Origin of the sequence: Synechococcus sp. CCY 0621, from assembly GCF_019038465.1 — a bacterium.
Taxonomy (GTDB): Bacteria; Cyanobacteriota; Cyanobacteriia; order PCC-6307; family Cyanobiaceae; genus Cyanobium.
Genome location: NZ_JAFKRH010000025.1, coordinates 15,090 through 34,928 on the forward strand (window position 1 = coordinate 15,090; position 19,839 = coordinate 34,928).

The 19,839-nt window shown below is 70.9% G+C and carries 23 protein-coding genes; 13 read left to right on the forward strand and 10 right to left on the reverse strand.

From position 1 onward, the window contains the following. Positions 1 to 4: 4 nt before the first annotated feature. From prfB to KUG43_RS07770, 3 genes are all read right to left on the reverse strand, one after another. Positions 5 to 1,127 (reverse strand): peptide chain release factor 2 gene (gene prfB, locus KUG43_RS07760; protein ID WP_353617970.1). Its coding sequence is split into 2 segments (ribosomal slippage): positions 5 to 1,054 and positions 1,056 to 1,127, totalling 1,122 coding nucleotides; the frame shifts between segments, so codons are not numbered across the junction. Positions 1,128 to 1,162: 35 nt separating this feature from the next. Continuing rightward, positions 1,163 to 2,173 (reverse strand): FUSC family protein, encoded by a 1,011-nt coding sequence (locus tag KUG43_RS07765; RefSeq protein WP_216907785.1) that lies wholly within the window; start codon positions 2,171 to 2,173, stop codon positions 1,163 to 1,165. Beyond that, a complete protein-coding gene (locus tag KUG43_RS07770; RefSeq protein WP_216907787.1) occupies positions 2,170 to 2,964 on the reverse strand; it encodes an FUSC family protein in 795 nt (264 codons plus the stop codon). The genes KUG43_RS07765 and KUG43_RS07770 overlap by 4 nt, the downstream gene beginning before the upstream one ends. 160 nt (positions 2,965 to 3,124) lie before the next feature. Here KUG43_RS07770 and KUG43_RS07775 point away from each other — a divergent pair, with 160 nt between their 5' ends. Next, positions 3,125 to 3,448 (forward strand): glutaredoxin domain-containing protein, encoded by a 324-nt coding sequence (locus tag KUG43_RS07775; protein ID WP_216907788.1) that lies wholly within the window; start codon positions 3,125 to 3,127, stop codon positions 3,446 to 3,448. Further along, on the forward strand, positions 3,445 to 4,434 hold the full coding sequence (gshB, locus tag KUG43_RS07780) for a glutathione synthase (RefSeq protein ID WP_216907796.1): 990 nt from the start codon (positions 3,445 to 3,447) through the stop codon (positions 4,432 to 4,434). Before KUG43_RS07775 ends, gshB begins: the two co-directional genes overlap by 4 nt. On the opposite strand, the gene KUG43_RS07785 is transcribed toward gshB, so the two are convergent. Continuing rightward, complete coding sequence (locus KUG43_RS07785) at positions 4,427 to 5,815, reverse strand: isochorismate synthase (protein ID WP_502988588.1); 1,389 nt, start codon at positions 5,813 to 5,815, stop codon at positions 4,427 to 4,429. The genes gshB and KUG43_RS07785 overlap by 8 nt on opposite strands. Positions 5,816 to 5,889: 74 nt before the next feature. On the opposite strand from KUG43_RS07785, the gene menA reads away from it, so the two are divergent. Genes menA through KUG43_RS07810 form a run of 5 tightly spaced genes read left to right on the forward strand, consistent with a single transcriptional unit; the run spans position 5,890 to position 9,628 of the window. Beyond that, complete coding sequence (gene menA, locus KUG43_RS07790; protein ID WP_216907800.1) at positions 5,890 to 6,879, forward strand: 2-carboxy-1,4-naphthoquinone phytyltransferase; 990 nt, start codon at positions 5,890 to 5,892, stop codon at positions 6,877 to 6,879. Further along, the gene (locus tag KUG43_RS07795) at positions 6,876 to 7,874 is read left to right on the forward strand and encodes an o-succinylbenzoate synthase (protein WP_353617968.1); all 999 of its coding nucleotides are present in this window, start codon (positions 6,876 to 6,878) and stop codon (positions 7,872 to 7,874) included. The genes menA and KUG43_RS07795 overlap by 4 nt, the downstream gene beginning before the upstream one ends. A gap of 45 nt (positions 7,875 to 7,919) precedes the next feature. Next, positions 7,920 to 9,173, forward strand: a complete 1,254-nt coding sequence (locus KUG43_RS07800) for an AMP-binding protein (protein ID WP_216907802.1) — start codon at positions 7,920 to 7,922, stop codon at positions 9,171 to 9,173. A 15-nt stretch (positions 9,174 to 9,188) separates the two neighbouring features. Continuing rightward, positions 9,189 to 9,455, forward strand: coding sequence for a TM2 domain-containing protein (locus KUG43_RS07805; protein WP_216907804.1), 267 nt, complete (start codon positions 9,189 to 9,191; stop codon positions 9,453 to 9,455). After that, a complete protein-coding gene (locus KUG43_RS07810; RefSeq protein WP_216907806.1) occupies positions 9,455 to 9,628 on the forward strand; it encodes a hypothetical protein in 174 nt (57 codons plus the stop codon). The genes KUG43_RS07805 and KUG43_RS07810 overlap by 1 nt, the downstream gene beginning before the upstream one ends. On the opposite strand, the gene KUG43_RS07815 is transcribed toward KUG43_RS07810, so the two are convergent. After that, positions 9,625 to 10,080, reverse strand: a complete 456-nt coding sequence (locus tag KUG43_RS07815; protein WP_216907808.1) for an acyl-CoA thioesterase — start codon at positions 10,078 to 10,080, stop codon at positions 9,625 to 9,627. The genes KUG43_RS07810 and KUG43_RS07815 overlap by 4 nt on opposite strands. 104 nt (positions 10,081 to 10,184) lie before the next feature. Between KUG43_RS07815 and KUG43_RS07820 the strand changes: the two genes are divergently transcribed. Then, positions 10,185 to 10,871 carry a hypothetical protein gene (locus KUG43_RS07820; RefSeq protein ID WP_216907810.1) on the forward strand — a complete coding sequence of 229 codons (687 nt, stop codon included), beginning with the start codon at positions 10,185 to 10,187 and terminating at the stop codon, positions 10,869 to 10,871. Here KUG43_RS07820 and KUG43_RS07825 read toward each other — a convergent pair. The 3 genes from KUG43_RS07825 to KUG43_RS07835 form a co-directional block, all read right to left on the reverse strand. Then, positions 10,864 to 11,967: a fatty acid desaturase family protein gene (locus tag KUG43_RS07825; RefSeq protein WP_216907812.1), complete on the reverse strand. Its 1,104-nt coding sequence runs from the start codon at positions 11,965 to 11,967 to the stop codon at positions 10,864 to 10,866. The two genes, KUG43_RS07820 and KUG43_RS07825, sit on opposite strands and share 8 nt — an antisense overlap. Positions 11,968 to 12,081: 114 nt before the next feature. Then, complete coding sequence (locus KUG43_RS07830) at positions 12,082 to 12,495, reverse strand: DUF2752 domain-containing protein (protein ID WP_216907814.1); 414 nt, start codon at positions 12,493 to 12,495, stop codon at positions 12,082 to 12,084. Then, positions 12,492 to 13,676, reverse strand: coding sequence for an NAD(P)H-quinone oxidoreductase subunit H (locus KUG43_RS07835; RefSeq protein WP_216907816.1), 1,185 nt, complete (start codon positions 13,674 to 13,676; stop codon positions 12,492 to 12,494). The genes KUG43_RS07830 and KUG43_RS07835 overlap by 4 nt, the downstream gene beginning before the upstream one ends. A gap of 43 nt (positions 13,677 to 13,719) precedes the next feature. Between KUG43_RS07835 and rsmH the strand changes: the two genes are divergently transcribed. Continuing rightward, positions 13,720 to 14,619, forward strand: coding sequence for a 16S rRNA (cytosine(1402)-N(4))-methyltransferase RsmH (rsmH, locus tag KUG43_RS07840; RefSeq protein WP_216907826.1), 900 nt, complete (start codon positions 13,720 to 13,722; stop codon positions 14,617 to 14,619). A 10-nt stretch (positions 14,620 to 14,629) separates the two neighbouring features. Then, positions 14,630 to 15,214, forward strand: a complete 585-nt coding sequence (locus tag KUG43_RS07845) for a DUF456 family protein (RefSeq protein ID WP_216907828.1) — start codon at positions 14,630 to 14,632, stop codon at positions 15,212 to 15,214. Positions 15,215 to 15,234: 20 nt separating this feature from the next. On the opposite strand, the gene KUG43_RS07850 is transcribed toward KUG43_RS07845, so the two are convergent. Together KUG43_RS07850 and KUG43_RS07855 are read right to left on the reverse strand one after the other, a co-directional pair. Further along, a complete protein-coding gene (locus tag KUG43_RS07850) occupies positions 15,235 to 16,068 on the reverse strand; it encodes a hypothetical protein (RefSeq protein WP_216907830.1) in 834 nt (277 codons plus the stop codon). Between the two features lie 26 nt (positions 16,069 to 16,094). Then, entirely contained in the window at positions 16,095 to 17,237 is a 1,143-nt protein-coding gene (locus KUG43_RS07855) for a cysteine desulfurase family protein (protein WP_216907832.1), read from the reverse strand. A gap of 6 nt (positions 17,238 to 17,243) precedes the next feature. On the opposite strand from KUG43_RS07855, the gene KUG43_RS07860 reads away from it, so the two are divergent. The 3 genes from KUG43_RS07860 to KUG43_RS07870 are packed head-to-tail and all read left to right on the forward strand — an operon-like array spanning position 17,244 to position 19,662. After that, positions 17,244 to 17,837, forward strand: a complete 594-nt coding sequence (locus tag KUG43_RS07860) for a hypothetical protein (RefSeq protein WP_216907834.1) — start codon at positions 17,244 to 17,246, stop codon at positions 17,835 to 17,837. A 9-nt stretch (positions 17,838 to 17,846) separates the two neighbouring features. Next, the gene (locus KUG43_RS07865) at positions 17,847 to 18,644 is read left to right on the forward strand and encodes a response regulator transcription factor (RefSeq protein WP_216907836.1); all 798 of its coding nucleotides are present in this window, start codon (positions 17,847 to 17,849) and stop codon (positions 18,642 to 18,644) included. Then, positions 18,628 to 19,662, forward strand: coding sequence for a pseudouridine synthase (locus KUG43_RS07870; RefSeq protein WP_216907838.1), 1,035 nt, complete (start codon positions 18,628 to 18,630; stop codon positions 19,660 to 19,662). Before KUG43_RS07865 ends, KUG43_RS07870 begins: the two co-directional genes overlap by 17 nt. The last annotated feature ends 177 nt before the right edge of the window (positions 19,663 to 19,839 follow it).

The following is a 19,839-nucleotide window of genomic DNA, read 5'->3' on the forward strand; positions in this document are numbered from 1 at the left end:
GGGATCAGGCGGCCGCGTCGGCGGCGATCTCCACACCCTGGCGCAGCAGCGACTGGATGAAGGGATCCAGATCCCCGTCCATCACCCCCTGCACGTCGGTCGTCTCCTGGGCGGTGCGCAGATCCTTCACCATCTGGTAAGGGTGGAACACATAGTTGCGGATCTGGTTGCCCCAGGCCGCCTCGACGATGTCGCCGCGGATGTCGGCGATCTCGGCCGCCCGCTGCTCCTGGGCGATCACCAGCAGCTTGGCCATCAACAGGGCCATGGCCTTCTCCTTGTTCTGGAGCTGGGAGCGCTCCTGGGTGCAGCGCACCGCCAGGCCGGTGGGGATGTGCAGGATGCGCACGGCCGTCTCCACCTTGTTGACGTTCTGGCCGCCGGCGCCACCGGATCGGGAGGTGGTGACCTCCAGGTCCTTCTCGGGGATGTCGAGCTTGACGTCTTCATCGAGCTTGGGCATCACCTCCACACCGGCGAAGCTGGTCTGGCGCTTGTCGTTGGCATTGAAGGGCGAGATCCGCACCAGGCGGTGGGTGCCCTTTTCGTTGCGCAGGTAGCCGTAGGCATAGCGGCCGTCGATCTCGATCGTGCAGCTCTTGATGCCCGCCTCCTCCCCTTCGGAAAGCTCGTCCACGGTCACCTTCATGCCGTGGTCCTCGGCCCAGCGGGTGTACATCCGCATCAGCATCAGGGCCCAGTCCTGGGCGTCGGTGCCGCCGGCACCGGCATTGATCGAGATCACGGCGCCCTCCTTGTCATAGGGGCCGTTGAGCAGGCGCTCCAGCTCCCAGCGGTCGAGGTCGGCGCGCAGCGATTGCAGCGAGGTGTTCGACTCGGCCAGCAAGTCTTCGTCGGGTTCGAGGTCGTAGAGCTCGAGCGTGGCCTGGCCGTCGTTCACGATCCCCCGCCACGCCGAGAGTTGCTCCAGCTGGGCCTTGACGTCATCCAGCTGACGCATCTTCTTCTGCGCCGTGGCCTGGTCGTCCCAGAAGTCGGGCTGGGAGGCCAGCTGCTCCAGGTCCCGCTGGCGTGCTTTCAGGGCCGGTACGTCAAAGACAGTCCTGGGCATGGCCCAGGCGGTCGGTGAGCTCGGAGAGGTCGCGCTTGAAGTCGGTGAGATCCAGCAAGGGGAGGCGAATCCGGCGATGGTTCGACCCTATCAGCGCCCCGCATCCGGCCGCCCCGGGTGCTGCGGGGACCGGGGCAGCCGGATCAGGGCGTCCGAGAGCAGCAGCAACCGACTGACGATCAGCAGCTGGTTCCGGGCGTCCTGGGGCGGCGGATCCGTTCCCGGCAGCGCCGCGCTCAGCTGCTCCTGGCAGCGGCGCAGGTCCGCCGCCGCGTCAGGGGCGTCCCGTCCCTGGATCAGCGCCTCGACTCGCGTCCTGCCGGCCCCCATCAGGCGCGGGATCAGCCCAGGCGGTACCCAGGCCACCGGGGCCTCCTCCTGGAGCAGCAGGCAGAGATCCCGCGCTGCGCTCATCACCGTGCTGCCGTGCTGCAGCTGATGCTGGGCCCGCAGCACCGCCTCGTCCGGCTGGCCGTGGATCAGCGTCCGTTCCGCCGCCAGCTGGGGCAGCTGGCGGCGCAGCGCATTGCGGTGTTCCCGCAGGGACGCGAAGCGTTGTTCCGGTTCGGGAATGCCTGGCAGGCGCTCCAGGACGTGGGCCAGGTCGCGCAGCCAGCCGTCACAGGAGGCCTGCCAGGCGCTGGAGGACCGCTGGCTGACGATCTGCCGCGACACCACCACCCCCAGGATCACGCCAAGGATCGTCATCACCATTCGCCAGAACACGTAGTGCCACCAGGCGTCGCCGTGGTTCATCAGGCTGCCCGCCACCATGTGGCCCCCCACCACGAAGCCGCTGGTCAGGCCGGCGGCGAACCCGAACAGCCGCACCAGGGTCAGTCCCAGGAACACCCCGAGGGCGCTGGACAGGCCGCCCAGGATCCCCGCGCTGATGACCACGGCGAGCAGTCCCAGCAGGGTGCCGATGATCCTCTCCCGCCCGGCCAGCAAGCCGCCGCCGAGGTCGGTCTCGAGAATCGTGAGCACCCCCAGGGCCAGGAACAGCCCCTCCGGAAGCGCCAGATGGTTGCAGGCGGCCACCACCAGCGCCATCACCGTCCCGTTGCGCACGATCACGGCCGATCGTCCGGGAGCTTTCATGGAGGTGCCGCCTGGCTTCGCAACCGGAGCAGGGCCTCATGGCAAGCGTCGGCGTCGATGGAGCGCAGCACGGCCGGCGCCCGAACCATGGCGACTGCGTGGCGCAGCGCCTGCTCAAGCGCCTCGTGCCGCTGCTGCATGCCTTCATTCGCCAGTCGCTGGCCTTGGGGGCTTCGCAGCACGGTGCTGCGCACCGCGCAGTGGTTGCCGTAGGCGCTGATCAGCTCCTCCGCCCCGTCGTGGGACGTTCCAGCCAGCAGGGCATCGATCCGGCCCAGCAGAACGCGCTCGCTGTCCTCCAGGCGCTGCAGCGGTGAGCGGAACCAGAACAGGCGTTCGACGGCCATGCCCAGCAGCAGCCCCAGCAGGTGCCAGCCGGTCCTGTCGACGACGTACCAGCCCCCCATCCGCTCGTGGGCGGGAACCGCCAGGATCAGCACGGTCATGATCACCGCGTTCATCAGCGTGGCCGGACTCAGCCCCAGCCGGCGCCCCAGCAGCTGGATGAGCACGTAGCCGATCCCGATGGCGAGCCAGTTGTGCAGGGCCAGGGTGAGCAGCACCACCACCGCGCCCCCGAACACGGTGCCCACGATCCGCGCCCAGGCCGCCTCCCGCGAGGCCTCCGGTGTGGGCAGCAGGCTGCGGGCGGCGCCGTAGACCACATAGAAGCCGTCGATCGCATTGACGTCCGGTCCGGCCGCCGCGTGGATGCCGGCCGCAAGGAAACCGGCGAACCCCACCTGCAGGGCGTTGCGGATCTGCTGGGGCGAAGGAGGACGGGGGGGCATCGAGCCGGCGGACCACGCCCAGCCGGGGTATCAGGCCCCAGGATGCCGGGCCTGGGTCGATCGGCATGGGCAAAGGCCAGCGGCCCTTGTGCCACGAATGGATCCGGTGGTGCGTGGACGGTCCCCTTAAGCTGCGCGGCATCGCCTCATGAGAGACCGGATGGAGATCCCAGGAGTCCCCCCAGAGCTGGTCGGGCAGGACACCCTGGAGGTGAAGCCACCCGCGAAAGTGGAGATCTACACCTGCCGTTTTTCGTCGGATTGCATCCGGGCCAAGGGTCTGCTGGACAGGCTCAGCGTCACCTACAACGAATTCATCATCGACGACGATGAAATCAACAAGGAAGTGATGATGAAGCGCTCGGGAGGTCGCACCAGCGTTCCCCAGATCTTCATCGACGGCATCGCCATCGGTGGCTACGCCGAGCTGCAGAAACTGAACGCTGGCGGTGAGCTGGCCGGCCTGCTGCGTCTGGCCCCGTGACCGGGAATCGGGAGGCCCAGCTGTTCGTGGTCGATCCGATCACCCGCCTGCGGCCAGCCAAGGATTCCAGTGTGGCCCTGATGCAGGCGGCGCAGCGGGCCGGTCTGGCGGTGTGGGCCTGCACCCAGGCGGATCTCTCCACCGCTGCGGCGGCCGATGGCGCCCATCGTCCCCGGGCCTGGGCCCAGCCGCTGCACCTGGCTGAGATGGCCGCCACGCCCGAGGGTTGGACCGTGCCGGACCCCTGGGTCGAGGCCGGTGAGCCCCGCGAGATGCCCCTGGATCACTTCCGCTGGATCTGGATGCGCAAGGATCCGCCCGTCGATGAGGCCTACCTTTACGCCACCCAGCTGCTGGAGATGGCCGAAGCGGTCGGGGTGCGCGTTCTGAACCGGCCGGCGGCCCTGCGGGCCTGGAACGAGAAGCTGGGTGCCCTGCGCTTCAGCCATCTGATGGCGCCCTCGATGGTGAGCGCCCGGGTGGAGCAGTTGGCTGCCTTCGCCGCAGGCCACGAGGAGGTGGTGCTCAAGCCCCTGGCGGGGCGGGCCGGCCAGGGGGTGGTGCGGGTCACGGCGGCGGCCCCCGGACTGAAGGCCTTGCTGGAGCTGGTCACCCTGCAGGAAACGTTGCCCGTGATGGTCCAGGCCTTTCTGCCGGGGGTCAGCGCCGGAGACAAGCGGATCCTGCTGGTGGATGGGGAGCCCCTGGGGGCCGTGAACCGGCTGCCCAAGGCGGGGGAGTTCCGCAGCAACCTGGCCCTGGGTGGAGCCCCCGTTGCGGCCGAACTGAGCGACACCGAGCAGCGCATCTGCGCCGAACTGGCGCCGGTGCTGCGGGCCGAGGGGCTGTTCTTCGTCGGCATTGATGTAATTGACGGCCGGCTCAGTGAGATCAACGTCACCAGCCCCACCGGCGTGCGGGAGGTGGAGTGGCTGGGGCGTCGTCCCCTCGCCGATCAGGTCATCGAGCGCCTGCTGGTCAGCTGAAGGCGGCGGCCAGCGGCAGGTTGAGCTGCTGTTGCAGGACCCCCAGCTTGAGGGCCACCTCCTGCAGCTCCCGCTCGGGGTGGGAGCCGCGCACCAGCCCCGCTCCGGCGGTCAGCTCCAGCTGCTGGCCCCGCAGGGTGCCGCTGCGGATGGCCACCCGCAGATCCGTGTCACCTTCGGTGTCGATCCAGCCGATCGGCGCGGCGTAGTGCCCCCGCTCGAACGGCTCAAGGCTGCGCAGCCAGGCCATCGCCTCCCGCCGGGGCAGGCCTGCCACCGCGGGGGTGGGGTGCAGCACTTCCGCCAGGGTGAGCGGGGCCTGGCCCCGCAACGCGGCCGTGATCGGGGTGTGCAGATGCACCAGGGAGCCGTGGCGGGCCAGGCGCGGCCGCCGCGGCCGGCGTGGATCGAGGCCAGCCTTCTGCAACACGGCGGTGATCGTTTCCACCACAAGCTCATGCTCGTGGCGGTCCTTGCGCGACTGCAGCAGGTCGTCGGCCGGCTCCCCCAGGGGGGCCGTGCCGGCCAGGGCATCGCTGCGCAGCTGGCCCTGCCGCAGGGTAAGCAGCCGCTCTGGTGAGGCGCCCACCAGGGCTTCCCGCTCCGATCGCTGCCAGAGGAAGCGGCAGCTGCCGGGCTGGCTGCGGCGCAGGTGGGACAGCAGGCTGAGCGGATCCAGCGGCCCGTTCAGCACCAGCTGCTGGCGCACCGCCAGCACCAGCTTCTGCAGCTCGCCACCCTCCACCAGCTCCAGGGCCCGATCCAGGGCGGAGCGGTAGCCCGCCTGCCAGTGGGAGCCATGGGCGATGCCGACAGGGGCGCCCTGGCCGGTCCCGGGATGTCCGGCCCAGCCCAGGGCCTCCAGCCGCTGGCGGGTGTCCCAGAGTTCCTCGGCCACGCTGCGGGCCGTGACACCGCCGCCGAGGGCACGCTGCAGCCGCAGCCAGCAGTGGCGGCCCTGGCGGCTCAGCTGCCAGCTGGGCAGGACCGCCTGCACCCCCGCCGCGCCGGTGCCGGCGTGCAGGGGGCTCTCGAAGAAGGCGAAGGCCAGCAGCACCCGTGGCCGGGCCAGGGCAGGGCAGGGGCCCGGTTCCCGGGCCAGGCGATTCAGGCTCAGGCTGCTGAAGCGCTGGGCCAGCTCGAAGCGGCGCGGACCGCTCAGCTCCAGGCCGTTGCATTGGCCGGCGGCGGCGATGCTGAGCCCCGGGGCGCCGTCCCAGAGGAAACGGAAGTCGCCGCTGCCGCCCAGGTGGGGCAAGGCCACAAGGGGGTCGAGGGCGGCCATCGGCAGGGCCAGGCTGAGCACTCCCTCCTCCTCCAGACGCCGGCTGGCGGCGGTGGCTGCCGAGAGCAGCGCGGAGAAGCTGGCAGGGGCCTGCACCAAGGGGCCGCGGGTCCGGGGCGGAAGGCTGCTCAAATGTATGGGCCTTTCCCCGCCCAACGCCCGCGGCCCCCATGTCTGAGCCACAGGTCGTCGCAAGCCGTTACGCCGCGGGGGGCGTCGCCGCCTCTGAGGCCTCTTCTCGCGGCCGCCTCTGGCGTGCCGCCGTGAAATGGCCCATGTACGCCGTGGCGGTGATGCCGGTGCTGCTGGCGGCTGGCTGGCGGCTCGGCCAGGGGCTGGGCCTGCGGCCCGATCAGCTGCTGCTGTTTCTGCTGGCGGCGGTGCTGCTGCTGGCCTGGGAGAACCTTGCCAACGACGTCTTCGATGCCGACACCGGCGTCGATACCCACGGCAAGCCCCACTCGGTGGTCAACCTCACCGGCCGGCGCGACCGGGTGCTCGCTCTGGCCAACGGCTGTCTGGTGGTCGGGCTGGCCCTGATGGCCCTGGTGGCCCTGCGCAGCAGTGGCGTGGTGCTGCTGCTGGTGCTGCTCTGCTGCGGTCTGGGTTACCTCTACCAGGGGCCACCGTTCCGCCTCGGCTACCGCGGCCTGGGGGAACCCCTTTGCTGGCTGGCCTTCGGCCCCTGCGCCACGGCTGCCGCCCTGCTGGCCCTGGCCCCGGCCGGGGAGGGCGCCGGCGTGGTGCCCTGGGGAGCAGCGCTGGTGCTGGGCAGCGGACCGGCGGTGGCTACCTCCCTGGTGCTGTTCTGCTCCCATTTCCACCAGGTGGAGGAGGACGCCGCCCACGGCAAGCGCTCGCCGGTGGTGCGCCTCGGCAGCCAGCGGGCCGCGGCTCTGGTGCCCTGGTTCGTGGCCACGGCCCTGGCGCTGCAGTGGGCGCCTGTCCTGCTGGGCTGGTGGCCGCTCACGGCCCTGCTGGGGGCGATCGGCCTGCCGCCGGCCCGGGCCCTGATCCGGCTCCTCGGCGAGGAGCACCACCGGCCGGAGCGCCTCATCGGCAGCAAGTTCCTGGCCCTGCGCTTCCAGGCCCTCAACGGCCTGGGTCTGGCCGCTGGCCTGGCCCTCGGCCCCTGGCTGACGGCGCTGGCGGGCCGGTGAGCGCCCCCGCGGACGGGGGGAGGCCCGAGGGCTGGCTGGCTCTGGAGACCAGGCCCTTCGCCTTCCGGCTGCCCCGGCCGCTGCAGACCTCCAGCGGTCGGCTGGAGGACAAACGGGGTTGGCTGCTGCGGCTGCAGGGCCCGGCCGGTGGCGTCGGCTGGGGGGAGGCGGCGCCGCTGGATTCCGGCGAGAGGCCGGCCGTGGCGGCGGCGCTGGAGGGGCTGGGCACCGCCTTGGAGCGGAGTGATCTGGAACGGAGGCTGCCGGCGCTGCCGCCCACCCTGGCCTTCGCCCTGGGGGCGGCCCTGGTGGAGAGCGACGGGATGGTGGGAGCGATGGCCGATGGCGGCTGGCTCGCCGCTCCACCATCGGCCTGGCTGCTGCCCGCCGGTGAGGCCATGCTCGCAGCCCTGGACCAACGGCATGCCAGCCCAGCGTCCGCGGCGCCCACCTTCAAGTGGAAGGTGGCGGCGGAGGCCGATGGGCTGGAACGCCAGTGGCTGGAGCTGCTGCTCGAGCGCCTGCCAGCCGATGGGCGCCTGCGGCTGGATGCCAACGGCGGCTGGGACCGGGCCACCGCCGCCGCCTGGGCCGAGCGGCTGGGGCGGGAACCGCGGCTGGAGTGGCTGGAGCAGCCCCTGGCCGCCGGCGACCAGGAGGGCCTCGATCAGCTGGCCCAAAGGATTCCGGTGGCCCTGGATGAATCCCTGCGGCAGCGGCCGGAGCTGAGGAATCACTGGGGTGGCTGGCAGGTGCGGCGCCCGTCCCAGGACGGCGATCCCCGGCCCCTGCTGGGGCAGTTGCTCCGGGGGGTGCCCAGGTTGATGCTCAGCACCGGCTTCGAGACCGGCATCGGCGCCCGCTGGACGGCCCACCTGGCGGCTCTGCAATGGCGAGGCCCGACGCCGGTGGCCCCCGGTCTGGCCCCGGACTGGTCGCCCACCGGCCCCCTGTTCGACCGTGACCCGCAACGGGTCTGGGCGGCGGCGGCCTGAGCCCCTGGCGGGGGCCCTTAGCGTGGCGCTCCACGGAGACCCTGCGTGGCCGATCCCCCCTGGGCACCGCTGCTGCTGGAGCCCGCCCCGGCCGACCCGGAGGCGGCAATGTCCCAGCTGGAGCAGGCCTGGGGCCAACAGCGCCTGGTGGCCTTGGCCGGGCCCGGGCAGCAGGGGGAGTTGGCCCAGGCCCTCGGAGGGGCCCCAGGGGAGCTGGCGGCGCTGGTCCGGTTCGGGGCGGCGGTGGTGCTGGGCAGCGGTGGCAGTGCCGGCGGGCGCCACTGGTGCCTGCAACCCCTGGGCCACCTGCAGGCTTCGGCCGAGGCCAGCGCCGGCTGGTTGGTGTCCCTGGGCCTGGAGCCATCCGCCTGCCTGCACCTCGACCCCCTGCCGCTGCACCACGTCAGCGGTCTGCTGCCGCTGGTGCGTGCCCGCCATTGGGGGGGAGAGTGGCGCGGGCTGGCCCCGGCGCTGTTGCGCCGGCCGGACGAGCTGCGCCAGGCCTGCCCCCTGCCCCGGGATCGCCCGGTGCTGCTCTCGCTGGTGCCCACCCAGCTGGCCCGGTTGCTGGCCAGCCCCGAGGGCACGGCCTGGCTGGCCGGCTGCGCCGTGATCTGGGTCGGGGGGGCGGGCTTGCCGGCGCCGCTGGCCGCCGCCGCCCGCCGCGCCCGCCTGCCCCTGGCCCCCTGCTACGGCGCCACCGAAACCGCCGCCATGGTGTGTGCCTTGCCGCCGCAGCGCTTTCTGGCAGGGACCGCTGGCTGCGGTGAGCCCCTGGCCGACGTGGCCCTGCGCCTCGATGGCGCCACCGGGGCCGTGGAGGTGCGTTGCGGCCGCCTCAGCCCCGGCCGGCTGGTGGCGGGCCGGCTGCAGCCCCTGCCGCTGCAGCCGGGAGGCTGGTGGCGCAGCGGCGATGCCGGGCGGCTCGACGCCGAAGGACTGGCGGTGCTGGGCCGTCTGGATGGGGCCTTGCACAGCGGCGGCGAGACGGTCTTCCCGGAGCGGCTGGAGGAACGGCTGCAGGAGCAGGCGGCCCGCGCCGGGGCTGGTGTGGAGGCGTTGCTGCTGCTGGCCCGGCCTGACCCGGAATGGGGCGAGCACCTGGTGGCCCTGGTGCGGCCGCGGCAAGGGGGCGACGGGGCGGCGCTGCTGGGGGTGCTGCGGGCCCTGACGGTCGCCTGGCCCCCCGCCGAGCGGCCGCGGCACTGGCAGCTCTGCCCGTCGCTGGCGCCCACCGCCGCCGGCAAATGGGAGCGGGGACGTTGGCAGCGGTGGCTGGACTCGCTAGAAGCCTTCTGAACGGCACCTGCACCGATGACCGACAGCCAACAGGTCGAGACCAGCAACAAGAAGCTGGCGGCAGGGTTGCTGGCCATCTTCCTGGGATCACTGGGTATCCACAAATTTGTACTGGGCTACAGCAAACCCGGGCTGATCATGCTGCTGGTCACGGTGCTGACCTGTGGCTTCGGCGCCTCGGTGATGGGGATCATCGGGGTGATCGAAGGCGTCATCTACCTCACCAAGTCGACGGAGGAATTCCAGGCCCAGTACATCGACGCCACACGGGAGTGGTTCTGATGCCTGACCCCCGCCCACGGCTGGGCCTCGCCCTGCTGGTGGGAGGTGGGTTGCTCAGTTTCATGGCCCTCGGGAGCACTCCGCACGATGGCCTGCACCCTCTGGCCCTGTTCGCGGCTCTCCTGCCCCTGCAGTTGGCCGCCCTGGCCTGGGCCCTGCTGAACCGCCGCTAGGCGTCCGGTCTGCTGGCCGCCAGCCACAGCACGATGCAGTCCGGCAGGGCCGTCCGCTGCCGGTTGGCAGCGTCGATGGCCACGTGCCGGGTCAGGCCGGTGGCGGCCTCCTGGCCGTCATGCAGGAAGCGGTAGCGGATCTCGAAGCTGCCGCCATCGCGCTGCAGGGGCCGCAGCGCGATGGCCAGAGGATCCCCGCAGGCCAGCGGCCGCCGGTAGTCGGCGCTGACATGCACGATCGGCAGCGCCACGGACGGCGTCCGGCCCGGCCCGGGGAAGAGGGCGCCGGAGGCCACACCGAACCGCTCCAGGCTTTCCTCGTAGGCCACGTGGCACCAGCGCAGCAGCTGGTGGAAGTGCATCACCCCGGCGGCGTCGGTGTCACCGAAGCGCACCGTGCGGCAGAGCAGCAGCCAGTCCGCCGGCGTGCATGGTGGGTCGGCTGGGGACATCAACCTCCATAGCGACACGTGCCCTTGCCTCCATGCTGGCGCCCCCGGCCCGTTGCTGGCCTCCCGGAACGCCCCTAGGTTCCGCGCAGTACGAAGCGCCCCCCTTGGCCGCCCCCATCGCCTACGAGCCGCCCACGATCTCCAAGGCCTGGGCTGCTTTTCTGGCCCACATCCCCACGATCCTGCTGATCTGGGTGGCCACGATCGTTCTGTCCGTCATCGGCGTTGTGGCCTCGCTGGCACTCACGGCCCTGGGCGTCGGCCTGTCCAGCAGCGGCGCCGGCAGTGATGCCGCTTCCGGAATAGCGGCGGTCCTCGGCAATCTGGTGCAGCTGCCCTTCACGGTCCTCTCCAACCTGGTGGGGGTGCTGTTCGTGGCCGTGCCGGCGATGTACTACGCCAGTGGCGAGATCATCGGCACCGAGCCTGCCCTGCGGGTGCTGATGCACCGGCCCGTGCGCTATCTCCTGGCCGGGGTGCTGTTCACGGTCGTGGCCGCGATCGGTTTCGTGCTCTGCATCCTGCCTGGCATAGCCGTCACCCTGGTGATGCCCGTGTACGTCAACAAGGTATTTCTCACCGACAGCCCCATCCTGGACGCCTTCTCCTCCTCGTTCCAGGCCGTGTACGGCTCAGCCAAGGGCCGCACATTCGCCGGCATCGAACTGATCGCCTGGTTGCTGGTGCTGGTGGTGACGATCTTCACCTGCGGCCTGGGCTCCCTCGTGGCGGTGCCGGTGGCCACCTTCTACATCCAGAATGCCGCCTATCACCAGGGGGTGCTCAGCTGAGGGGACAGGGCTGGATGATGGTGCCGCAGCTGCTGGAGAAGGTGGTGGCATCCAGATAGTGCCGGGGGGTCCGCCTCAGCAGCTGCCAGGCCTGGGGGGCGCTCAGCAGATTGAAGCGATCCGGGTAGTGCTCCAGCAGCAGGGCCCGCACCTGGGGATAATAGTCCGGGTTCATGCCCGGAAAGATGTGGTGCTCGGTGTGGAAGGAAAAATTGAAATGCAGAACGTCGAAGATGGCTGGCATCTTCAGGGAAATGCTGTTGATCAGGGGGTCGTTGGTGTCGGTGGCCTGGCAGGCCATGTGATTGGTGTAAATGTAGGCAATCACCACGCTGTAGCCGATCCAGATCGGCAGGAAGTACCCCAGTAGAAGGGGGACGGGGCGTAGGCCGATGAAGGCGATGATGGCCAGGTGGATCAGCACGATGGCGGCCAGTTCAAGGGCAATCTGGCGCCTCTCCCTGGGACTCACCTGAAAGGAGAACACCGGATAGCGCGTGGATCCGTTGTTGAACAGCAGCACCGATGTGATGTTTCGGAACGCATGCACCCCCCAGGCCGAGGTCATCCCCACAGACAGCCAGAAGGGGTTCACTTCAACCGATGGCACGAACAGATTCTGGATCCACTTCCCCCAGCTCGCTGGCTGGCTGGCGTTGTAGTTGCGGTCGGGATCCTGCTCGGAATTGGTCTTGCCGTGATGTTCCCGGTTGTGGACGGCCTTCCAAAGCGTCGGGGGCATCCATAGCAGGGCGAGGCCGAGCAACTGCAGCACCTGGCGCAGCAGGGGCTGGCGGATCACCTTGCTGTGCATCATGTCGTGGGTGCCGAACAGCATCACCACCACGGCGTTGCCCATCACCAGGGCGAAGGGCAGAAAGAGAAGCAGACCCTGCCAATGGCTGGCCTGAAGCTGGCGGGCCATGGCCCAGCCCAGCACCAGGATCGCTCCGTTGAGGCCAAGGACCAGAAGCGTCCCCCAGTCGGGGCTGAAGGCCGCGTCGGGCAGCAGGGGGCGGAGGCGTTTGGCGTAGTCGGGCTGGGCGATCAGAAGCTGAGCAGCGGCGGGTGCTGCAGGGCTTGACGAAACGGGCAAGGAATTCCGGGTGTGGACCGTGAGCAACGGGAGAGGTCCATTCGCTTCAAGCGTAGGTAGGCCCACTGAATCGCCGTGGCGGCAGCGGGTTCGGTCGGGTGCGTCCCGGCTGGATCAGGAGAGCGGAAAGGCCTGCAGGCCGATGCCGTAGGTCAGACCCATCCGGCCGGCCCAGTAGAGCAGCAGCAGCAGGCCCATCACCGCCAGATGCCAGCCCCGCAGCACCCAGGGCACCAGCCGCCCGGTGCGCAGGGCCTGCAGCGACCAGACCACCAGGCCGGCCGCCACCACGGGCCCGAAGGCATGCAGGGCCACGGCGTCGCCGAAGCGACCCACCAGGCTCGCTGCCGTGGCCCGGGTGAGATAGCAGGTGGGGCAGGGGATGCCGGTGAGGGCCCGCAGCGGACAACTGAAGCCGGGCAGGCCCGGATGCAGCCCCTTCAGCACCAGCAGGCCGGTGGCCCCCAGCGGCAGGAGGGGGCCGCAGCGTTCCAGCCGGCGGATCCAGCGCCGGCTGGCCGTGCTCACCGATCCACCGATCCCATGATCACGTCGATCGAACCGAGGATGGCCATGATGTCAGCCACCTTGGCCCCCTTGAGGATGTGGGGAAGGATCTGCAGGTTGTTGAAATCGGCGGCGCGGATCTTCCAGCGCCAGGGGGTGACGTCGTTGTTGCCCATGATGAACACACCCAGTTCGCCCTTGCCCGATTCCACCCGGCAATAGAGCTCACCCTCGGGGATCTTGAAGGTGGGAGCCACCTTCTTGGCGACGTACTGGTAGTCGAAGCCATACCATTCGCTTTTCTTGCCCTCGGCCATGCGGTGGGCCTCCAGATTCTCGGTGGGGCCGCCGGGAATCATGGTGATGGCCTGGCGCAGGATCTTCAGCGACTGGCGCATCTCCTCGATCCGCACCCGGTAGCGGGCGTAGCAGTCTCCCTCCTTCTCCCAGGCCACGGACCATTCGAAATCGTCGTAGCACTCATAGTGATCCACCTTGCGCAGATCCCAGGGCACGCCGGAGGCGCGCAGCATCGGACCGGAGAGGCTCCAGTTGATCGCCTGCTCCTTGCCGATCACCCCGAGCCCTTCGATCCGCTTGCGGAAGATGGGGTTGTTGGTGATCAGTTTCTCGTATTCATCGATCTTGGGCCCGAACCAGTCGCAGAAGTCGGCGCACTTCTCCAGCCAGCCATAAGGCAGGTCGACGGCCACCCCGCCGATGCGGAAGTAGTTGTTGTTGATCAGCCGCTGGCCCGTGGCCGCCTCCCAGAGGTCGTAGATCATCTCCCGCTCCCGGAAGATGTAGAAGAAAGGCGTCTGGGCGCCCACGTCGGCCAGGAAGGGTCCAAGCCAGAGCAGGTGGTTGGCGATGCGGTTCAGCTCCAGCATCAGCACCCGGATGTAGCTGGCGCGCTTCGGCACCGGCACGTCGGCCAGCTTCTCCGGGGCATTCACCGTGATCGCCTCGTTGAACATGCCCGCCGCGTAGTCCCAGCGGCTCACGTAGGGCACGAACATCACGTTGGTGCGGTTCTCGGCGATCTTCTCCATGCCGCGGTGGAGGTAGCCGATCACCGGCTCGCAGTCGATCACGTCCTCGCCGTCGAGGGTCACCACCAGCCGCAGCACCCCGTGCATCGACGGGTGGTGGGGGCCGAAATTGACCACCATCGGCTCGGTGCGGGTCTCGAGCTGGGTCATGCCCTTCGCAAGGAACGGAGTGCCGGGATCTTAGGAAGGTCGCATGGCCGTTTCGTTCGCCCATCTTCCGGTTCTGGCCGATCCGGTGCTGGAGGCCTTCGCCGGGTTGCCTGGACAACAAGCGGGAGCGGGTGAGGGGCCTGGGCTGCTGCTGGATTGCACCCTCGGCGGCGGCGGGCACAGCGCCCTGCTGCTGGCGGCCCACCCCCAGCTGCGCCTGATCGGCCTCGACCGGGACCCCGCCGCCCGGGCCGCGGCCGCCGAGCGGCTCGCCCCCTTCGGCGATCGGGCCGTGATCCAGGCCGCCAATTTCGCGGACTTCACCCCGCCCGCTCCCCTGGTGGGGGTGCTGGCCGATCTGGGCGTCAGCAGTCCCCAGCTGGATGAACCCACCCGGGGGTTCAGCTTCCGTGCCCCCGGCCCCCTGGACATGCGCATGGATCCCGACGGCGGCGAGACCGCGGCCGAACTGATCGACCGGCTGGAGGAGTCGGCCCTGGCGGATCTGATCCATGGCTACGGCGAGGAGCGCCTGTCGCGCCGCATCGCCCGGCGCCTGGTGGCCGAGCGCCCCTGGGCCGGCAGCGGTCGCACCACCGCCGACCTGGCCTATGCCGTGGCGGGTTGCTTTCCGCCCAAGGCACGCCACGGCCGGATCCACCCGGCCACCCGCACCTTCCAGGCCCTGCGGATCGCCGTCAACGACGAGCTGGGGGCCCTCGACCGCCTGCTGGCCGCAGCCCCCGGCTGGCTGGTGCCGGGGGGGCTGCTGGCGGTGATCAGCTTCCATTCCCTGGAGGACCGGCGCGTCAAGACGGCCTTCCTCAGCGATCCGCGCCTGGAACGGCTCAGCCGCAAACCCTTGGTGGCCAGCGAGGAGGAGGAGCAGGCCAATCCCCGCAGCCGCTCCGCCAAGCTGAGGGTGGCCCGCCGCGTGGCCTGAGCCGCTTCCCATGACCCCGGCCAGCCTGCCCAGCCTCGATCGTGTCGATGTGCTCTGGTGGATCGCCCTGCTGATCCAGGCCCTCGCCATCCCCGGCACCGTGCTGCCGGTGGCCCCCGGCCTCACCCTGCTGCCCCTGGGGGCGTTGCTGTGGTGCTGGGCCGTGGGCTGGTCCGCCGGCTGGCCGGCCCTGCTGCTGGCCGTGGTGCTGCTCGCCCTGGGCTGGGGGGCCGAGGCCCTGGGCCTGCTGCTTGGTCCGGCCCGATTGCAGGCCACTCGCTGGAGTTACGTGGGCGCCGGCCTGGGCCTGGTGGTGGGCCTGCTGGGGCTGCTGCCGGCCCTGCCGGTGGGTGGGCCCCTGCTCGGTGCCCTGGTGGGCCCCCTGCTCGGGGCCAGCCTTGGCGAGCTGCTCACCGCCCCGCCGTCCCTGGGCCCTCCTGGCCTGGGACGGTTGCGCCGCTCCCTGCTGGTGGGCCTGGCGGTGGTGGCCGGGATGCTGGTGAGTCGCGTGGCCCAGCTGTTGCTGGCCCTGGTGGGGCTGCTGGGGTTCGTGCTGCTCACCGCCGGCCCCTTCGCCACCCGCCTCGCCGGCTGATGGGCGCGGCGCAGAGGGCTTCAGCGGCTGGGGTGGGGCGGCAGGGGATCGGCGGCGCCGCTGGCCAGCACCAGCTGTCTGTAGGCGGCCGTGGCGATGCAGACCACCAGGGGCCAGGCCACGAAGGCCCCCACCAGGCAGGCCAGCAGACCCAGCAGCATCAGCAGGCCCCCGATCAGGGTGAGCAGCAGCACCATCAGCCAACTGGGGTCCACCAGGGTCCGCCCCCGCTGCAGGGCGGCGCGGGAGCCGGCCCGCTCGAACAGCACGATCTGGGTGAGGAAGCTCTGGTTGATCGCCAGATAGATCACGCCCAGCAGCAGCACCCCCAGAAGCAGGGCGAACACCACCGCCAGGCTCAGGCCCAGCACCTCCACGAGGGTGCGGCTGAACGGCACCAGCTGGTCGGCATAGAAGCTGAGAAGTGCCAGGGGGCCGCCCACCAGCAGCAGCAGGCCGATCAGGGGCACGAGCACCACCGCCGCCAGCAGCAGCCAGGCCCGCAGCAGCCGCCCGAACACCTCGCCGTCCCAGCGCATCAACTGCCCCAGGGATGGGTGGCCGCCCTGGATGGCGCTGCCGGCGCCGCGCACCAGTCCGATGGCACACCAGAGGTTGAGCATCAGGTTTGCCGTCAGCCCGATCAGGTAGAGGATCCAGTCGAGGGGATTGCTGGAGGCCACGCCGCCGTTACTGATCTGGCTCTGCAGGGGCTGGATCAGGAACTGGAGGGTGATCACCACCAGGGGAAAGCCCACGAAGGGGCCTGGGCTGCGGCTGAAGGCCCGCCAGCCCTCCTGGAGGGCATCACCGAAGTCGAGCCGGGGACCGTGCCGCCCGACGGGTGCGTGCATCAAGGCGAGGCCATAGACCCCGAAAGTTAGAGGGGCACTCGCAACTCCGCCACGGCGTCGCGCATGGCGGCCACGGCGACATCGACGTCCGCCGCCGTGGTCCCTCGTCCCAGCCCGAAGCGGACTGTGGCGCCAGCGGCGCGGCGGTCGAGGCCGAGGGCGGCAAGCACGTGGGAGGGGCTGCCCTGGCTGCAGGCTGACCCGCTGCTCACAGCCACCTGGCGGCGCAGCTGCCGGTGCAGCCGGGTGCCGTCCACCCCTTCCACCGTGACACTCAGGCTGTGGGGCAGGGTGTGGAGCGGCTGGCCGTTGCGGCGCACCCCGCCGAGGGCCTCCAGCTCGTTCCAGAGGCGGTCGCGCAGGGCCCCGAGGCGTTCGGCCCGCTCCTGGCGGTCGGCCAGGGCCCCGGCGACGGCGGCACCGAGGCCGACGATCAGGGGCACCGGCAGGGTGCCGCCCCGCAACCCGCCCTCCTGGCCGCCGCCGAGCTGCTGCGGGGCCAGGGGCACCCCTTCCCGGCGCAGCAGGGCGCCGACCCCCTTGGGGCCATAGAGCTTGTGGCCACTGAGGCTGAGCAGGTCGATGCCGAGCTCGGCCATGGCCAGGGGGATGTGGCCCACCGCCTGGGCGGCATCGCAGTGGAACAGCACCCCCCGCTGGCGGCAGAGGGCGCCGATGTCGGCCAGGGGCTGGAGCACGCCGATCTCGTTGTTCGCCGCCATCACCGACAGCAGCAGGGTGTCGGGGCCCAGAGCCTGGGCCAGCCGCTCCGGGTCGAGCCGGCCATCGGCTCCCACTGGCAGCACGGTGAGCGGAAAGCCGTGGCGCTCCAGCCAGGCCAGCGGCTCCAGCACGGCCCGATGCTCGCTGGCCAGGGTCACCAGGCGGCGGCGGGGCTCCCCCCGCTCCAGAGCCGCCTCGGCCACCCCGCGCAGGGCCAGGTTGTTGGCTTCGGTGGCGCCGCTGGTGAAGATCACAGCGGCGCTGTCCACACCCAGCGCCCCGGCCACCCGCTTGCGGGCGATGTCCACCGCCGCGCCCGCTTCCAGGGCCGGTCGGTACAGGCGGCTGGAGGGATTGGCGGCGTTCTGCGTCCACCAGGGCGCCATGGCCGCCAGTACCGCCGGATCGCACGGGGTGCTCGCGTGGTGGTCGAGGTAGGTCAGCATGGGGTCATGCTGAACCGTTTCCGCTCCTCCGGTGCCTGCCCGCTGCGGCTGCGGCCTGTCCTCCCCATGGCCTCGCTGGCGGGGTTCACCCTGGCGGCGGCCTTTGTGACGGGGGCCCTTGTGACGGTGGCCTCCAGCCTGGTCCTGCCCCGGCCAGCCGCCGCCCAGGACGACTCCCGCAGCAATGCCGAAAGCCGCCCGAAGGGCTTCAAGGTGCTGCTGGACCGGGTGACCCACCGGGGCCGGGAGGTGGTGGGCATCTACGGCCAGGTGAGTGAACCCAGCCAGCCGGGGATGTGGCGTGTGCAGGTGTGGGAGGAGCTCGACGACCGGGTCACCGTCGCCACCGACAAGATCGGCTGCAGCCCCACCAGCCCCCTGAGGATCACCGGCAGTGCGCGGCGGCTGGTCATCCGCGAGCTCAATCCCGGCGGCGTGATCACCCCCGCCAACCGCCTCGACCACCTGATGTGGTGGGCTGTCTGCGTGCCCGAGCAAGCCGGCAAGGACCCCGCCAGCCTCGGCCCCCTGGCCCGCCAGCTCGGCTACAGCGGCCGCTTGCCCGAACGGGAACAGGTGGTGCTTGGTCCCGGTCGATAGATTTCCCCCATGAGCCAAGATCCTTCCGCCGCCGCTGGCCCCATCTCCGAGCCGTCCGGGGTGGAGGAGTCGCCTGAGGCCGCCAGCAGCACGCCGGTGCGGTTGCTGCTGGTCGACGATGAGCCCGGGCTGCGCACGGCGGTCAAGGCCTACCTGGAGGATGAGGGCTTCGCCGTGACCACCGCCAATGACGGCGAGGAAGGCTGGACCGCGGCCCAGGCCCAGATGCCCGATGTGGTGATCACCGACGTGATGATGCCCCGCTGCGACGGCTACGGCCTGCTGAAGCGGCTGCGGGCCGATGAGCGGCTCGGGGGCACCCCGGTGATCTTCCTCACGGCCAAGGGCATGACGGCCGACCGCATCGCCGGCTTCCAGGCCGGCGCCGACGACTACATCCCCAAGCCGTTCGACCCGGACGAACTGGTGGCGCGGGTGCGCAACGTGGTGCGGCGCCAGGAGCGCCTGCTGGCGGAGGCGGCCCGCTTCGCCGATGCCGACATCGGCGCCATGGCCCGCCAGATCACGGAGATCCGCTCGATGCTGGGCGGCGGCGGCGGTTCGGGCACCGGCAGCGGCGGCAGCACCCGGAAGCCCGTCTCTGACGTCAAGCTTGACTTCACCCCCCGCGAGGCCAGCGTCCTGCAACTGGTGGCGGAAGGAATGATGAACAAGGAAATCGCCCGGCGGCTGGAAACATCGATCCGCAACGTCGAGAAGTACGTGAGCCGGCTGTTCATCAAGACCGGCACCGCCAGCCGCACCGAGCTGGTGCGCTTCGCCCTCGAGCATGGGCTGGTCGATTGAGGCCCCCCACCTTCCACCGCTGAGCCTGCCGCCGGGCTGGCTGCCGGCCGAGCCCAACGACGGCTGGACCTACCGCGACCGGATTCCCCCCTCCGGAGCCGGTCTGGGGGTGGTGGCCTTCTACGCGGAGCGCTATGGCCACTCCAGCCCGGCGGCATGGGAACGACGCCTGGTGGCTGGTGAGATCAGCCGCAACGGCGAGATTCTGCGGGCCGACGTGACCCTCGCCGGCGGCGACCGGTTGCTCTGGCGGCGTCCCCCCTGGGCGGAGCCCGCCGTGCCGGCCCGCTGGGGGGTGATCCACGACGACGGCGATCTGCTGGTGATCGACAAGCCCAGCGGCCTGCCCGTGCTGCCGGCGGGCGGGTTCCTGGAGCACACTGTGCTGCGGCTGCTGGAGCGCCGCCACGGCGACGACCCCGCCGGCCTGCCGCGGCCGGTGCACCGCCTGGGGCGTTTCACCTCCGGTCTTCTGGTGTGCGCCCGCCGGCCGGCCACCCGCGCCTCGCTCAGCGCCCAGCTGCGGGAGAGCACGGGCTCGATGGTCAGTGGCGCCAGTGGCGGCGTCGGTGGCGTGGCGCCGCCCTGCCGCAAGCTCTACCGGGCCCTGCTGGTGCCGGGCCGGCTGGCCCTGGCGGCCGGCGACAGCCTGGCGATCACCACACCGATCGGCCGGCGACCCCACCCACCGCTCGGGGAGATCTGGTGTGCGGCCGCGGCCGGCGATCCGGGCGCCCTGCCGGCCCGCAGCCGGCTCACCCTGCTGGAGAGTGGCAGCGAGGCCGATCTGGTCGAGGTGGCGATCCTCACCGGACGGCCCCATCAGATCCGCATCCACTGCGCCGCTCTCGGAGCGCCGCTGCGGGGGGATCCGCTGTATCTGGCGGGCGGCTGGGCCCGCCCCGGGGGCCTGCCGGGCGAAGGCGGCTACCGGCTCCAGGCCCGCTGGCTGCGGCTGCACCGTCCAGATGGGTCCGTCCTGGAGCTGCAGGCCCCTCCGGCGGAAGGCCTGGGCTGATCGACGCCGTGCCGTGCCGCTGGAAGGCTGGACTTCAGACCTGTGGAGCCGGTGCACGGCTGTTCGATGCTTCGCTTCAGGTCCTGTACAGGCTGTACAGAATCAGGAATGCCCATGGGCGATACCCATGGGGAAAGCCCGTCAGCCCAGCCCCTGCGTCACGATCTCCGGCGTGCC

Coding starts and splice junctions, on each gene's coding strand:
- KUG43_RS07765 (WP_216907785.1), bottom strand. CDS start 2,173: ATGAAAGCTCCCGGACGATCGGCCGTGATCGTGCGCAACGGGACGGTG.
- KUG43_RS07850 (WP_216907830.1), bottom strand. CDS start 16,068: ATGCACGCACCCGTCGGGCGGCACGGTCCCCGGCTCGACTTCGGTGAT.
- rsmH (WP_216907826.1), top strand. CDS start 13,720: ATGGCCGTTTCGTTCGCCCATCTTCCGGTTCTGGCCGATCCGGTGCTG.
- KUG43_RS07775 (WP_216907788.1), top strand. CDS start 3,125: ATGGAGATCCCAGGAGTCCCCCCAGAGCTGGTCGGGCAGGACACCCTG.
- KUG43_RS07860 (WP_216907834.1), top strand. CDS start 17,244: ATGCTGAACCGTTTCCGCTCCTCCGGTGCCTGCCCGCTGCGGCTGCGG.
- KUG43_RS07845 (WP_216907828.1), top strand. CDS start 14,630: ATGACCCCGGCCAGCCTGCCCAGCCTCGATCGTGTCGATGTGCTCTGG.
- KUG43_RS07870 (WP_216907838.1), top strand. CDS start 18,628: ATGGGCTGGTCGATTGAGGCCCCCCACCTTCCACCGCTGAGCCTGCCG.
- menA (WP_216907800.1), top strand. CDS start 5,890: ATGTCTGAGCCACAGGTCGTCGCAAGCCGTTACGCCGCGGGGGGCGTC.
- KUG43_RS07770 (WP_216907787.1), bottom strand. CDS start 2,964: ATGCCCCCCCGTCCTCCTTCGCCCCAGCAGATCCGCAACGCCCTGCAG.
- KUG43_RS07815 (WP_216907808.1), bottom strand. CDS start 10,080: ATGTCCCCAGCCGACCCACCATGCACGCCGGCGGACTGGCTGCTGCTC.
- KUG43_RS07805 (WP_216907804.1), top strand. CDS start 9,189: ATGACCGACAGCCAACAGGTCGAGACCAGCAACAAGAAGCTGGCGGCA.
- KUG43_RS07835 (WP_216907816.1), bottom strand. CDS start 13,676: ATGACCCAGCTCGAGACCCGCACCGAGCCGATGGTGGTCAATTTCGGC.
- KUG43_RS07810 (WP_216907806.1), top strand. CDS start 9,455: ATGCCTGACCCCCGCCCACGGCTGGGCCTCGCCCTGCTGGTGGGAGGT.
- KUG43_RS07865 (WP_216907836.1), top strand. CDS start 17,847: ATGAGCCAAGATCCTTCCGCCGCCGCTGGCCCCATCTCCGAGCCGTCC.
- KUG43_RS07855 (WP_216907832.1), bottom strand. CDS start 17,237: ATGCTGACCTACCTCGACCACCACGCGAGCACCCCGTGCGATCCGGCG.